The organism is Paenibacillus sp. sgz302164, from assembly GCF_056120505.1.
Genome location: NZ_JBVYOL010000009.1, coordinates 16,383 through 29,645, shown reverse-complemented (window position 1 = coordinate 29,645; position 13,263 = coordinate 16,383). Strand labels below are relative to the sequence as shown.

The window sequence follows — 13,263 nt, the reverse complement described above, 5'->3', positions numbered from 1 at the left end:
CAGGAGGCTTCCTTATTATGGCGAAACATTTAGAGGATACAGTAACGTTATACAACGGTGTAAAAATGCCCTGGCTCGGCCTTGGCGTGTTTAAAGTCGACGAAGGGCCCGCACTGGTACAAGCCGTAACTTCCGCCGTCAAGCATGGTTATCGCAGTATCGATACCGCCGCCATTTACGAGAATGAAAGAAGCGTCGGGGAAGGAATCCGCGCAGCCTTACAAGAGACAAATATCCCCAGAGATAGCCTCTTCGTAACTTCAAAAGTATGGAACGCCGATTTGGGGTACGAATCGACCTTGGCAGCTTATGAAGCAAGTTTGGAGAAGCTTGGTTTGGCTTATCTCGACCTATTCCTTATTCATTGGCCTGTAAAAGGCAAATATAAAGAAGCATGGGGAGCCTTGGAGGACCTGTATCGGAAAGGACGCGTCAGAGCCATAGGTGTAAGCAATTTTCAAATCCATCACCTTGAAGACCTGATGAGCGGCGCCGAAATTAAACCGGCGGTGAACCAGGTTGAGTATCACCCTCTTTTGACTCAAAAGGAGCTGCTCCGCTACAGCAAGGAGCAAGGTATTCAGTTGGAGGCTTGGTCTCCACTGATGCAAGGCGGGCTGTTAAACAATCCGGTGCTAATGGAGATCGCCGCAAAGTATGAAAAATCGGTTGCTCAAATCATTTTGCGTTGGGACTTGCAGCATGGTGTTATAACCATACCGAAATCTACAAAAGAGCATCGTATTATCGAAAATTCCGCTGTTTTCGATTTCGAGTTAGCCCAGGCAGATATGGACCGCATCGATGGATTGAATCAAAATGCACGGGTGGGTCCGGACCCGGACAACTTTGATTTTTAGTCAACCGACCAAAAGGCGCTATTCCTTGAACAAAAAACAGGCTGCGGAGAACGTTCTCCACAGCCTGCCTCATTGTACAAAAAAACAGCCGGTTTCCCGGCTGTTTTTGTCGTAAGCTTATTCCGTTGTGTAAGGAAGCAAAGCGATTGTACGAGCACGTTTGATCGCGATCGTCAAAGCGCGTTGATACTTCGCGGAAGTACCGGTTACACGGCGAGGAAGAATTTTTCCACGCTCGGAGATGAACTTTTTGAGAGTCTCGATATCTTTATAGTCAATGTGCTTGATTTTGTTAACTGTGAAGTAACAAACTTTACGGCGTTTGCCTTTACCGCCTTTGCCGCGAGGAGCAAATTTGCGATCGCCGCGGTCTTCACCGCCATCGTTTCTTTTGAAACTCATTCGTCTTCAGTCCTTTCTACTTTAGAATGGCAAATCATCATCGGAAATGTCGATCGGCTTTCCGTCATCGATAAAAGGATCCTGCTGTTCGCGCGACCCACCGTACCGGTTGCTGCCACCACCGCCGCCGCCACTAAAGCCTGCATTCGGACCTGCTGCACCCTCTTCACGATTGCCGCCGCCAGCGTTGCTGGATTCCAGAAACCGCACGTTATCGGCAACAACCTCGGTTACGTACACTTTCTTGCCCTCGTTGTTGTCGTAGTTGCGAATCTGAATACGGCCCTCCACTGCTGCAAGGCGTCCTTTACGCAAATAATTCGCGCACGTCTCGGCCAACTGCCTCCACGTCACGATATTGATAAAGTCGGCTTCCCGCTCTCTCGTCTGCGAATTCGTGAAAGGGCGGTCTACAGCCAGTGTAAATTGGGTAACGGCTACTCCGGCTGGAGTATAGCGAAGCTCCGGATCTCTGGTCAACCTGCCGATTAGAATGACACGATTCAACATGGTCAATCCCCCCTGACGAAAATACTGGCATAAACTTAGGCTACGTCGTTAACGATTAAGTGACGAATAATTTCGTCCGTAATCTTAAATACGCGATCGAGTTCCGCTACAACTGCAGGTTCTGCGTTGAAATGTACAAGCACGTAGTGCCCGTCACGGAACTTGTTGATCTCATACGCAAGACGGCGTTTACCCATCAGGTCATGCTTGGTAATTTCGCCACCACCGTTGGTGATGATGCCTTGGAACTTCTCTACAGTAGCTTGAACTTGTTCTTGTTCAATGTCTGTACGAATGATGTACATCACTTCATATTTGCGCATGTATGTCACCTCCTTTTGGACTAAGCGGCTCCAAATCCGGCTGTAAAAGCTCATTGGAGCAAGGAGCGAGAATTCTTATTCAAAACTCGCACCTAAATACTATAGCAAATTCGCCAACTTATTACAAGCTTTTCATTCAGGATGAAGCTGGCAGTTCAGAATGCACATGATTTTACCTCCCAAGGGTAATCTAAGTGCGAGTGACATATGAAAAGAGAGGTGAGCACAATGGGTGAATGGACACATTACAACCCGGGAGACCATGCGCCAAACGACGGGCAATACATCGAAATTGGCGAAAATGCTTTTCACATGGGCGTGAATAATCCGAAAATCGTTACCTTAAAAAAAGGCGATCCTTTTCCCGAGACAAGCAATCACAACCGAAAATGGAAACGCAAAGATATGAAGCAATAAACTCGCGATAAGCAAGGAGAATAGCGCCATGAGATTCTATACCTGGCTTTTTACTTTCATCGGTGCCGCCTTATGTCTGGTTCATTATTTGTTCCATGACTACGATAGCGTCTACATGATTTTTTATGCCTTGAGCATACCGGCGTGGTTCGCCCCTGTCGTTTCGAATATTTATGACATATCCGTGGCCGGAATGCTCTTGATCTACGCGCTTACGATCGTCTCATGGGGAGTTATAGGCTACGTCATCGACCGCCTTGCCACCGGCTACCGCCGTAAAAGCAAATATTAACGAAAACGCCACTACCTTGCAGCGACAGCAGGATGGTGGCGTTTCATTTTACTTCTTATATACTTTTTTCTCGGATATTTTGCCGTCGCTGCCGTAAATGACCTGAGCGTAATGACCTGGCTCGTCCGTTATGGCGAACTCATACGTTTTCTTGTCGTTCTCCTCTTTGACAAGTTTGCCGCCGGAGCCCGCCGTTTTAGCCAAATCATCATAGATGCTGGTTAAGCTGATAGCGTCAAACTGTTTTCTCGTAATGCCCGGTGGCGGCGCCTCGTTCTGGCCGCCGGCAGCCGTGCCCCCGCCGGCGCTTGGAGTTGCTGTCGCTGTGCCGCCTGTGGCAGCGGGAGCGCTCGCGGAAGGCTGGCCGGTCGGCGTAACGCCTGGGCTGGGCGTGCCTCCCCCTCCCTTTTTCGAACATCCTGATGCCGCAAGCAGCACCGCTAATGCGACGAATAGTACTATCCTCATATTCCCAATCCTCCTTAAACCGATCATGCCCCTATTTTGCTTATCTGCGGCCCATTTTATTCCAAGTGGATAATAACAGAAGCCTGCCGAAACCACCCCACGCCTTATAGAGTCGCCTATCAGATTTCGGGTCACATTTTCTGCTCTGTTTCACGTGGAACCTATGTATGTCTTTCTTACGACCTTATCGGGCTGCGGATTGCACCGCGGAAATATTGGGATTATCGCCAGGTACCGTCATATCTATCAAATTGGGAATTATACCCAATTATTATTTGTCGAATTTTGTAGGAATGTACATATTTTTTATCGAATTTATTTGGCGAATAAAAACTCGGAGAGGAAGATAATTAATGAAATTTACAATCGGTAAAAAAATGTTTAGCGGGTTTTTACTGGTTCTTATCCTGATGTGTATTATTGGTACCATAAGTATTGTCAATATGACAACTATGGGAAACAAAGCGAAATACGTTCAAACAGGCTGGATGCCATCAGTTAAGACCATTGCCGACATGCAAGCTAATTTGATAAATATTGATCGTCTGTCAGTGCGGCTGGTAGTGGAAACAGACGGTAAGAAAATGGAACAAATTCAAGAGCAAATCAACCAGTCAATGAATAACTTAAAGAAAGACGAAGAAAGTTATACCTCGGGTGGTATGATATCAGGGCCGGAAGAACAAGCCTTCTATGACAGCTACCTAAAAAATAAAAATATGTACTTTGCCGATCTCCCTGAACTCTGGAAACTCGGAAGAGCTAACGATAACGAAAAAGCAAGCGCTCTTGCTCTAAAGATGGCTGACAGCTATCAACAAATGCTGAATGCTTTAAAACAAGATATTGACTTTAATGCGAACGGGTCAGACAAATCGATGAACGAAACTGTACAAGCTTATACAACAGGAAAACAGACCATCCTGATTGTAAGCATAATCGCGATCATTTTGGGAATGACTATCGCATATGTTTTTGGCAGAATGATTTCCAGACCTATACTGGCCATTGTGAGGGATGCCAAACGCATAGCGGAAGGCGATTTGACTACAGACGAGATTCGAGTGAAAAATCGGGACGAAATTGGCGATTTGGCTGCCGCTTTTAATCAGATGGTAGGAAATCTGCGTACCTTGATTCACCAAGTCAGCTTTAAAGCGGAAGAGGTGTCCGCTGCCGCCGAGGAATTGTCCGCCAACTCCGAACAAATCGGCAAAGCTTTCGAGCAGGTTGCTTTCTCGGTAAAAGAAGTGGCTGCCGGTTCCGAAAAACAGGCGCGGAGTGTGGATGAAAGCGCCATATCAGTTAAACAGATGTCTATCGGGGCGCAGCAAATTGCAATTAACTCAGAAAATGTAACAACTGTTACAACTCGAGCTTTTCAACTGACAGTAGAAGGCGATCAGGCAATCCAAACAGCCGTCCATCAGATGGGCTTGATTAACCGTACAGTCAATGGACTTTCAAATGTCGTGAAGGGGCTAGGGACACGTTCGCAAGAGATTGAACAAATCGTTGGAGTAATCAAAGGCATCGCGACACAAATCAATTTGCTCGCTTTGAACGCTGCGATTGAGGCCGCAAGAGCCGGAGAGCATGGACGTGGATTTGCTGTTGTCGCAAGTGAAGTGCGTAAACTGGCTGAGCAATCCTCTCATTCTACGGAGCATATCGTTCAGTTAGTGGCCGCCATCCAAGAAGAAATCATTCAAACAACTGAGTCCATGGAAGTAAGTACGCAAGAAGTGGCGACTGGAATTAACGTAGTAAACGAGGCTGGAAAATCATTTGAGCAAATTCAAAGCTCCACGGGCGAAGTTTCCATACAGATTCAGGAGGTTTCGGCGGCTTCTCAGCAAATGTCCGCCAGTACGGAACAAATGGTGCATTCTATAGACTTCATATCAGGCATAACGAAAACTTCGTCATCCGAAATGCAAAACATATCCGCAGTTATGCAAGAACAATTAGCTTCCGTGGAAGAAATCAGCGCATCTGCATCCTCGCTCTCTCAAATGTCGGAAGAATTACATACGCTCATTGGTAAATTCAAGCTGAAAACGGCTTAACGATTAGTTGACCCCATGATTTGGAAGTCGCTCGAATTATTCCAACGTCAAGGGGTCGCACTCAAGGTGCTGAAAAGGAATAGATTGACGTAATAATCTCAGGCTGTCGAGAAATTCTCGACAGCCTGTTTCCTTATATCAGCGTCCCTGACACCAAGGGCAATTGTATGGACATAAGGCCCGAAATTAGCGCCTTATGATCGTTGATGGCTAGTTATGTCGATCAAGCTCTAAAACGGCCTAATTCCCGGGCTAGAGCCGTTCATTGCTTCCTAAAATCCCCCTCCCTCCTCCGTCAACAAAAAAACCTTCTACGCATGATTTGCGTAGAAGGTTTAACGAAGGTGTAAACTTTCATACACCTAGCTTTTTACAGTACGGAAAGAGTGGGATTCGAACCCACGCACGCCTCGCGACGCCTAGCTGATTTCGAGTCAGCCCCCTTGGGCCTCTTGGGTACCTTTCCACAAAAGCGAGAACAGGATTTATTGTAACAAAAAAATCACGCTCTCGCAAGTACTTTTTTCAAATCAAATTTCACAAATTTATCAGCTGCTTGAATCGTCCTTCGTCTCGCCTTCCGCCGCAGATCGCAGCACCTTTTTCAGCTTGCTTTCGAACTTCGTTCTTGGCACCAGGACGCTGTGCTTGCAGCCTACGCATTTAATGCGGATATCCATCCCCATGCGGATAATCTCCATCTCATTCGTGCCGCACGGATGCGGCTTTTTCATCTGCACGATGTCTCCGAGCTGATATTGCTTTTTTTCCATAGTTATTCCGCCGCCTTCTCCGATCTTAAATACGTAACCATCTTCGGATACGGGATCTCGATTCCATTGGCATCCAGCTGCTTTTTGATTTCCGCATTCATCAATCGGGCTACTACCGGATGCGTATTCGGCCTGCATTCGGCAATGATACGCAATTTCAATTCCGTATTAGCGATCATTTGTACGCCCAGCACTTCCGGTTCTTTCACAATATCTTCCGATTGTTGATGGATCTTTTGGACCGTTTCTTTCAAAATCTCAACTGCCCTGTCGATATCCGATTCATAGGAAATGGCCACATCGACGACAGCTAACGAATTGTACATGGAAAAGTTCGTGACTTGCTTAATATTCCCGTTCGGAATGATATGAACCTCGCCGGTCCAGCTTTTGAGCCGGGTGACTCTGATGCCGATCTCCTCTACAGTTCCTTTGAACTGGTCGATCTGGATAACATCCCCCACCCCGAATTGATCTTCAAAAATAATAAAAAATCCCGTTATAACATCCTTCACCAAACTTTGCGCGCCGAACCCGATAGCAAGACCCAGGACGCCGGCCCCGGCCAGCAAAGGCCCCAAATTCACTCCTACTTGCCCTAGTATCAAGAGCAAAGCTATGAAATTAATCGTATAGGAAATTAAATTGTGTATGAGCTTGCCGATTGTGGTCGTCCTTCTGAGGTCAAATTTCAGCGGAGATTTCTCCCGCGCCTTCATCATATGCGAGATCGCTTTATCCGCGATTTTGACGACGATTCTCGCTGCGATGTAGATCAGCACAATTTTGACAACGATCCAAAATGCATTCTCGATCCATTCGGGTTTGCTGACCATATCCCTCAACCATTGAATGAATCCTGACGTTAAGGTCATTTATTGCCCCTCCCAGCTTCATTCCATGGTAACATATTTATCGTTCTTTTTAAAATAAATCCCCCGTATTTCTACCTTTTCCGAAACTATGATTTCTTTGACTCGCGGCAAAGATTCGCCCGGAAATTCAATAGATAACGCACAACCTGCCGTTACCTCCTTCGGCGTCGGCCGTATATCTATCTCTATCTCGGCATACTCTAGCAGCATCTCCGCCCTGAGCGCTTGCTGCGTAGAATCAAAGGCAAGCAGCATAACCGATGCATCCAAGGATATTCCCCCTTTACCTACGTATAAATTAGACTATCTCTCCATATACTAGTAAAAATAAGTCCAAGACTTGGAGGGATCCTATGAAGTTTCAATTTGGCTTTGAAGGTTCAAAAGATAAAGCGCTAGAACCTATAAAAATCCAGCATACCGACGCCGATACCCCTGCCCTTCTTTCCAAACATTTTCAAACGATTTTCAGCGGTTTGCCGGCCTATCAGCCTATCGTTATTATTTGTGTCGGAACGGACCGTTCCACCGGCGACTGCTTGGGGCCGCTCGTCGGTTCCCATCTGAGCAAAAGAGGGCTCCGTCCTCTCCATCTATTTGGCACTATTGACGAACCTGTGCATGCAATGAATTTGTCCGAAACCGTCGAGCGGATTCACAAACAGTTTCAGAACCCTTTCATCGTAGCAGTCGATGCATGCCTCGGGCAAGTATCCAGCGTCGGATGCATTCAGGTTGCTGACGGACCGCTTAAACCGGGCGCAGGAGTCAACAAGGACCTGCCTCCGGTCGGCGATATTCATGTTACCGGTATCGTTAATGTCGGCGGCTTTATGGAATATTTCGTGCTGCAGAACACACGCCTTAGCCTGGTCATGAATATGGCAAATGTCATTGGCGATGCTCTTTCTGCCGCTCTGCGCCGCGTTCAGCCTTACACGCCTTCTCCTACTGCTGTTTTAAAGTTTGACTAATGGCCTCTTTTTCCTCAGGGCTTAACGTATAGGCGGATTGCCCTCTCTGCAGCGGTTTGGCATACAAATAAGTTTGCTCCCGGCTATGAATACCTGTGATGATGACGCCGTCCTGATATTCGTTCAAAATGGCGATCGTAAAGCTCATATCGCTTCCGCCTTCCGCAAAAGCGTTGTACCGATGAATGCCTACTTTCGATTTCATGGTTTTCAATGTTTCCAGAATAGCTTCAACTTTGGCTGAAGTCGTTGTCGATTCGGCCTTTTGATCGTTCAATTTATGTTGCAGCTCGACCAGCAGGTCTTCCATATTTTCCGCCTTCGAACCGTTCATCATGAGCAGATATTGTTTTCTAAGCGCGGACAATTTCGTCCATAATACGATCAAGAGTACGAATAAAATAATGAGCAATGCGGCGATAATGACAAAAAACAGTCCACCTTGAATTCCAAACAAATCTCCCACGAAAATATCCCTCTTTCTGCTTATGCGTACTGCGAGCCGATCTCTTTTACAGCGTCGATAAGTGCTTCCACTTCCTCGTCCTTTGTAAAATACCCGATACTCGCCCGTACTGCTCCTGTTGCTAATGTTCCTGCTGCTTCATGCGCTAACGGCGAACAATGATAACCTGCCCGAACCGCAATTTGAAATGATTGATCCAGTATAAAAGCAACTTCGGAGGAGTCCGCCCCTTGAACATTAAAGGATACGATTCCTGTTTTATTTTGCCCCATTGCAGGTCCCAGAATCGTTACTCCTTTAATTCCCATCAGCCCCTCCATCAATTTCTGAGTCTGCCGCCACTCTTTTTCGTGTATCTTTTCTACCGTTTCCGAGAGTACAAATTTGACGCCTTCATTCAGCCCCGCAATTCCGACCGTATTTTGCGTACCTGCTTCATAGCGGTCGGGTCTAACCGTTGGCTGGCCGATGGATTCCGATTGACTGCCTGTCCCCCCATACATGAGAGGCTCAATATCCAATTCGGGATGGATGTATAACCCCCCTGTTCCCTGGGGCCCCAGAAGCCCTTTATGGCCCGGAAAAGCCAACATGTCGATTCCCATATTCTCCACATGAATAGGGAGCACTCCAGCGCTCTGAGCGGCGTCTACGAGCGTCCTGACTCCTCTCTTCCGGCACATCTCTCCGATCTCTGCAATAGGCATAATCGAGCCGAGCAGATTTGAGCTATGATTGACGACTACAAGCGAAGTGTTTGATTGGAACGCATTCTCCAAATGCTCCAGCCGCAAATCCCCTGCTTCATCGTTTTTTAAATATGTAAGTTCAATTCCGAGCTTTTCCTTCAAATGTTCAAGCGGTCTTCTAACGGAATTATGTTCGATGCTGGTGCAGATTACATGATCCCCTGCGCGTACAAAACCATTAATCGCCTGATTCAATGCATGAGTCGTATTCAAGGCAAATGAAATATCATTCGGATTTTTGATGCCGAACAACCTCGCCAAATTTCTCCGTGTTTCAAACAAAACCCTGCTTGCCTGCACAGCCATTCGATGACTGCCTCTTCCGGGATTTGCCGCGAACTCGTGCATACATGTCGTCATCGCTTCTAATACGGCCGGCGGCTTGGGCCACGAAGAAGCTGCTTGATCAAAATAGATGACTTCCTTCATCTTTCAATCACCTCACAAATAATAGCATACCTTTAGTTTGTTCTTTCTGCTTGAAAGAAAACCATCGGCATGCTATCTAATTTTAAGAGATTTTGCCTTGAAGCAGTTCCAAAAGACGATTCAGATCATCTTTCGAATAATACAGAAGCTCGATTTTCCCTTTATCTTGCTGGTGCTTGATTTTCACCGTTGTCCGGTATAAATCGCGAAGCTGGTCTTCAGCCTGATGAATGTATGGGTCTCTTTGTTTGACCTTCTGCTTGTTCTTTTCTTTTTCTTGACCTGCTTGTTCTTCGAGCATTTTGATTGCTTCTTCTAAATCACGAACGCTCCACTGTTTGTTGATTGTCGTTTCCGCCAGTTCTTTTTTCACCTTGTCATCTTTGACGCCTACAATCGCTCTTGCATGCCCCATCGATAATGTTCCACGTGAAACATATTGTTTGACTGATTCCGGCAGTTGAAGCAGCCGCAAAAAGTTTGCAATATGAGACCGGCTTTTGCCTACCTTAGCAGAGAGCTCTTCTTGAGTAAGATTGAATTGATCAATGATGCCTTGATACGCAGTGGCGATCTCCAAAGCGTTCAAATCCTCACGCTGGACATTTTCAATCAACGCAATTTCCATGACCTGCTGGTCGGAAAAAGTTCGTTCTACCGCCGGGATGGTCGGCAGCCCGCACATCTGTGAAGCTCTATAGCGCCTCTCACCGGCTATAATCTCAAAACCTTTTAAAACCTTACGAACGATAATCGGTTGGATAACACCGTGTTCTTTAATAGAGTCCGCTAATTCCTTTATGCCATCTTCATTGAAATTTTTTCTGGGTTGATATGGATTCGCTCGAAGTTGGGAGAGAGGAATTTGAATGACCTTATCGTTGTCATCGATATGCAATGATGGCAGCAATGCATCCAAACCTTTACCTAATCCCTTACCTAAGCCTTTGCTCATACAGAGATCACTTCCTTCGCTAGCTCCAAATATACTTCCGCTCCTTTGGAACGAGGATCATAAGTGATAATCGATTGCCCGTGACTCGGCGCCTCACTTAAGCGAACATTTCTTGGAATAATAGTTTGGTACACTTTTTGCTGAAAATACTTCTTTACTTCCTCAATAACTTGAATGCCAAGATTCGTTCTTGCGTCAAACATAGTTAATAGAACGCCTTCTATTTGCAAACCGGTATTCAGATGCTTTTGGACCAAACGAACCGTATTCAAAAGCTGGCTAAGACCCTCAAGCGCATAATATTCACATTGAATTGGGATAATGACTGAATCCGCGGCTGTTAAGGAATTGATCGTTAACAAACCTAACGAAGGAGGACAATCAATAAGAATGTAGTCATACATATGCTTAACAAGTTGGAGAGACTTCTTAAGCCTTACTTCTCTGGAGATCGTAGGAACAAGCTCAATTTCCGCACCCGCAAGCTGAATCGTTGCCGGAATGATTTTGAGATTTTCAATATTCGTATCAGCCGTCGCGTCTTTGGGATGAACATCATTGATAAGCACATCGTATATACAATTAACGACATCCGCTTTATTGATGCCAATTCCACTTGTTGTATTTCCCTGCGGATCAATATCAACCAACAGCACTCTCTTGCCCAATGAGGCCAGAGAGGCTCCCAGGTTCACGGAAGTCGTAGTCTTGCCGACCCCGCCCTTCTGGTTCGTTATTGCAATTATTTTAGACAAAACCTGTTCACCTCTATCGCTTATGTTCCAGATGCCAAATACAGAATACTTCTATCTTACCATATCTTCCGAACTTATACCTTATCAATATGAAGCAAAATTTAACGGGTAAAATTAATTATAACAGATTCGGCAAAAGCAACGCCAACTCTGCGCAGTCATAGGGCAAAATCTTTTAAAAGAAACAAAAAAACGGCTTGCGCCGTTTAGTTAAGCACCACAATTTCCCGTTATCGTTTAGGAATTTTAATTATAATTTCGTAATGGTCTTCATGATCTTTTTCAGATGTATTAATGTTGAGGCCGGAACTCGTTACCATTTCTACGGATTGACGAATTGTATTTAAGGCCAGCCGTACATCTTTCGTAAAAGATACCCGCCGAGACTTCTTCAGTTTCGCAGCTTCTTTCAGAAAGTTAATTTTTGCTTCAGTCTGCTTTACATTCAGCTCTTTAGCAATAATTTCCTCAAGAACTTTGACCTGCATTTCTTCCTGATCAAGAGACAGCAGAGCGCGTGCATGACGTTCGGATATTTTCCGTTCCATTAAAGCTGCTTTTACAGGTTCGCTTAAATGGAGCAGCCGAATTTTGTTTGCAATCGTGGACTGGCTTTTACCAAGACGCTGTGCGAGACTCTCTTGTGTCAAGTCATGCATTTCTATTAATTGCTGGTAAGCAGCAGCTTCCTCAATGGCGGTAAGACCTTCCCTTTGAAGGTTTTCAATTAAAGCAATTGAAGCTGCCTGGGAATCATTGAAATCCCGAACGATTGCCGGGATTGTATCCATACCCAGCTTTTTCACAGCACGGAGGCGCCGTTCACCGGCGATCAGTTCGAACGTATTATTTTTTACCCTGACAACAATAGGCTGAATCACACCGTGCGTGCGGATTGTTTGACATAGTTCGTCTATACGATCATCATCAAAAACCGTCCTCGGCTGATACGGGCTAGGCGTGATGTTATTGACAGGTATATTCTTTACCTCATCTGTATTCGTTCGATCCGCAAGGCCAAATAGTTTTGATATTTGTTCTTTCATAGGAAAACTTACCACCAACTCTTCCCCGTAATATGACTGCCAGCAGCAGTAGTGCTAAACTGACGTAGGTTGACGAGAAATCTCATATACTTACTAATTCTCCACAAATGATGAAGTTCCTGCCAATCAAATTATGAACGTTTCAATAATGTTTCACGTGGAACATCATATTAACCCTTAACGAGCGGACTTTTCAAAGGCACTCCCGCTTTTCGGGGATATTTGGCTGGCGTTGCGCCTATTTTCTCGATTTGCACGAAATGGCGGACAGATTGCTCTATCGGAAGCTCCATTCGATCAACCTTGATTAGCTTGCCTTTTAACTCTGACAAACTATATTTCGCTTCGGAAAATTCCTCTTCCACATCGGAACCTTTCATTGCTATAAAAGATCCGCCTTTTTTCACAAAAGGAAGACAAAACTCATTCAGTACGCTCAATCTGGCAACCGCACGAGCCGTCACAAGATCAAAATGATCGCGATAAGGAGCAAGTCTGGCAACATCCTCCGCCCTGCCGTGAACGCACTCCGCATGCTCAAGTCCTAATAGCGTAACGAGTTCCCGCAAAAAAGTAATCCGCTTATTCAGTGAGTCTACGATAGTAACTTGCAGATGTGGAAAAGCTATTTTCAAAGGAATACTCGGAAACCCGGCCCCCGAGCCAATATCGGCAATCGTGGAAACTTGTCCAACAGGAAAATAAAAAGAAAGAGAGAGAGAATCGTAAAAATGCTTCATATATACTTGCTCTCTCTCCGTAATTGCAGTTAAGTTCATCTTTTCATTCCACTCGACAAGCGTTTTGTAGTACAGCTCAAACTGATCCAACTGCGCGAAAGTCAAAGCAACGTTATGCTCTTCTAAAAATCGAATAAAGTTTTGTTGAATAGCGTCCATC

Annotated in this window: 18 protein-coding genes and 1 tRNA gene; 5 read left to right on the top strand and 14 right to left on the bottom strand. The window is 45.5% G+C overall.

Annotated features, from left to right (window positions below):
- Positions 1-17: 17 nt before the first annotated feature.
- On the top strand, positions 18-860 hold the full coding sequence (locus AC0LWT_RS16225; protein ID WP_474682307.1) for an aldo/keto reductase: 843 nt from the start codon (positions 18-20) through the stop codon (positions 858-860).
- A 117-nt stretch (positions 861-977) separates the two neighbouring features.
- On the opposite strand, the gene rpsR is transcribed toward AC0LWT_RS16225, so the two are convergent.
- From rpsR to rpsF, 3 genes are read right to left on the bottom strand one after another with little or no spacing between them, the layout of a single operon-like run.
- Positions 978-1,262, bottom strand: coding sequence for a 30S ribosomal protein S18 (gene rpsR, locus AC0LWT_RS16220; protein WP_188176009.1), 285 nt, complete (start codon positions 1,260-1,262; stop codon positions 978-980).
- A 21-nt stretch (positions 1,263-1,283) separates the two neighbouring features.
- The gene (ssb, locus tag AC0LWT_RS16215) at positions 1,284-1,772 is read right to left on the bottom strand and encodes a single-stranded DNA-binding protein (RefSeq protein ID WP_474682306.1); all 489 of its coding nucleotides are present in this window, start codon (positions 1,770-1,772) and stop codon (positions 1,284-1,286) included.
- Between the two features lie 35 nt (positions 1,773-1,807).
- Positions 1,808-2,095 (bottom strand): 30S ribosomal protein S6, encoded by a 288-nt coding sequence (gene rpsF / locus AC0LWT_RS16210; protein WP_474682305.1) that lies wholly within the window; start codon positions 2,093-2,095, stop codon positions 1,808-1,810.
- A gap of 228 nt (positions 2,096-2,323) precedes the next feature.
- On the opposite strand from rpsF, the gene AC0LWT_RS16205 reads away from it, so the two are divergent.
- Together AC0LWT_RS16205 and AC0LWT_RS16200 are read left to right on the top strand one after the other, a co-directional pair.
- On the top strand, positions 2,324-2,512 hold the full coding sequence (locus AC0LWT_RS16205) for a YjzC family protein (protein ID WP_474682304.1): 189 nt from the start codon (positions 2,324-2,326) through the stop codon (positions 2,510-2,512).
- A 28-nt stretch (positions 2,513-2,540) separates the two neighbouring features.
- Positions 2,541-2,804: a hypothetical protein gene (locus AC0LWT_RS16200; protein ID WP_474682303.1), complete on the top strand. Its 264-nt coding sequence runs from the start codon at positions 2,541-2,543 to the stop codon at positions 2,802-2,804.
- A gap of 48 nt (positions 2,805-2,852) precedes the next feature.
- On the opposite strand, the gene AC0LWT_RS16195 is transcribed toward AC0LWT_RS16200, so the two are convergent.
- A complete protein-coding gene (locus AC0LWT_RS16195; protein WP_474682302.1) occupies positions 2,853-3,272 on the bottom strand; it encodes a hypothetical protein in 420 nt (139 codons plus the stop codon).
- Positions 3,273-3,625: 353 nt separating this feature from the next.
- Between AC0LWT_RS16195 and AC0LWT_RS16190 the strand changes: the two genes are divergently transcribed.
- Positions 3,626-5,341: a methyl-accepting chemotaxis protein gene (locus tag AC0LWT_RS16190; RefSeq protein WP_474682301.1), complete on the top strand. Its 1,716-nt coding sequence runs from the start codon at positions 3,626-3,628 to the stop codon at positions 5,339-5,341.
- A 378-nt stretch (positions 5,342-5,719) separates the two neighbouring features.
- Here the strand turns inward: AC0LWT_RS16190 and AC0LWT_RS16185 are convergent.
- From AC0LWT_RS16185 to AC0LWT_RS16170, 4 genes are all read right to left on the bottom strand, one after another.
- A tRNA-Ser gene (locus tag AC0LWT_RS16185) sits at positions 5,720-5,807 on the bottom strand.
- An 82-nt stretch (positions 5,808-5,889) separates the two neighbouring features.
- Positions 5,890-6,114 (bottom strand): DUF951 domain-containing protein, encoded by a 225-nt coding sequence (locus AC0LWT_RS16180; protein WP_474682300.1) that lies wholly within the window; start codon positions 6,112-6,114, stop codon positions 5,890-5,892.
- A gap of 2 nt (positions 6,115-6,116) precedes the next feature.
- Complete coding sequence (locus AC0LWT_RS16175; protein WP_474682299.1) at positions 6,117-6,989, bottom strand: mechanosensitive ion channel family protein; 873 nt, start codon at positions 6,987-6,989, stop codon at positions 6,117-6,119.
- Between the two features lie 18 nt (positions 6,990-7,007).
- Positions 7,008-7,244, bottom strand: coding sequence for a putative Se/S carrier protein (locus AC0LWT_RS16170; protein ID WP_474682548.1), 237 nt, complete (start codon positions 7,242-7,244; stop codon positions 7,008-7,010).
- A 98-nt stretch (positions 7,245-7,342) separates the two neighbouring features.
- Here AC0LWT_RS16170 and yyaC point away from each other — a divergent pair, with 98 nt between their 5' ends.
- The gene (gene yyaC / locus AC0LWT_RS16165; RefSeq protein WP_474682298.1) at positions 7,343-7,963 is read left to right on the top strand and encodes a spore protease YyaC; all 621 of its coding nucleotides are present in this window, start codon (positions 7,343-7,345) and stop codon (positions 7,961-7,963) included.
- Here yyaC and AC0LWT_RS16160 read toward each other — a convergent pair.
- The 6 genes from AC0LWT_RS16160 to rsmG form a co-directional block, all read right to left on the bottom strand.
- Positions 7,938-8,429, bottom strand: coding sequence for a DUF4446 family protein (locus AC0LWT_RS16160; RefSeq protein WP_474682297.1), 492 nt, complete (start codon positions 8,427-8,429; stop codon positions 7,938-7,940). The two genes, yyaC and AC0LWT_RS16160, sit on opposite strands and share 26 nt — an antisense overlap.
- Before the next feature lie 20 nt (positions 8,430-8,449).
- Positions 8,450-9,607 (bottom strand): aminotransferase class V-fold PLP-dependent enzyme, encoded by a 1,158-nt coding sequence (locus tag AC0LWT_RS16155; protein WP_474682296.1) that lies wholly within the window; start codon positions 9,605-9,607, stop codon positions 8,450-8,452.
- Positions 9,608-9,689: 82 nt separating this feature from the next.
- Positions 9,690-10,562 carry a ParB/RepB/Spo0J family partition protein gene (locus AC0LWT_RS16150; RefSeq protein ID WP_474682295.1) on the bottom strand — a complete coding sequence of 291 codons (873 nt, stop codon included), beginning with the start codon at positions 10,560-10,562 and terminating at the stop codon, positions 9,690-9,692.
- A complete protein-coding gene (locus AC0LWT_RS16145) occupies positions 10,559-11,317 on the bottom strand; it encodes a ParA family protein (RefSeq protein ID WP_474682294.1) in 759 nt (252 codons plus the stop codon). The genes AC0LWT_RS16150 and AC0LWT_RS16145 overlap by 4 nt, the downstream gene beginning before the upstream one ends.
- Positions 11,318-11,547: 230 nt before the next feature.
- Positions 11,548-12,363, bottom strand: a complete 816-nt coding sequence (gene noc, locus AC0LWT_RS16140) for a nucleoid occlusion protein (RefSeq protein ID WP_474682293.1) — start codon at positions 12,361-12,363, stop codon at positions 11,548-11,550.
- 170 nt (positions 12,364-12,533) lie between these two features.
- Positions 12,534-13,262, bottom strand: coding sequence for a 16S rRNA (guanine(527)-N(7))-methyltransferase RsmG (gene rsmG / locus AC0LWT_RS16135; protein ID WP_474682292.1), 729 nt, complete (start codon positions 13,260-13,262; stop codon positions 12,534-12,536).
- Position 13,263 lies beyond the last annotated feature (1 nt).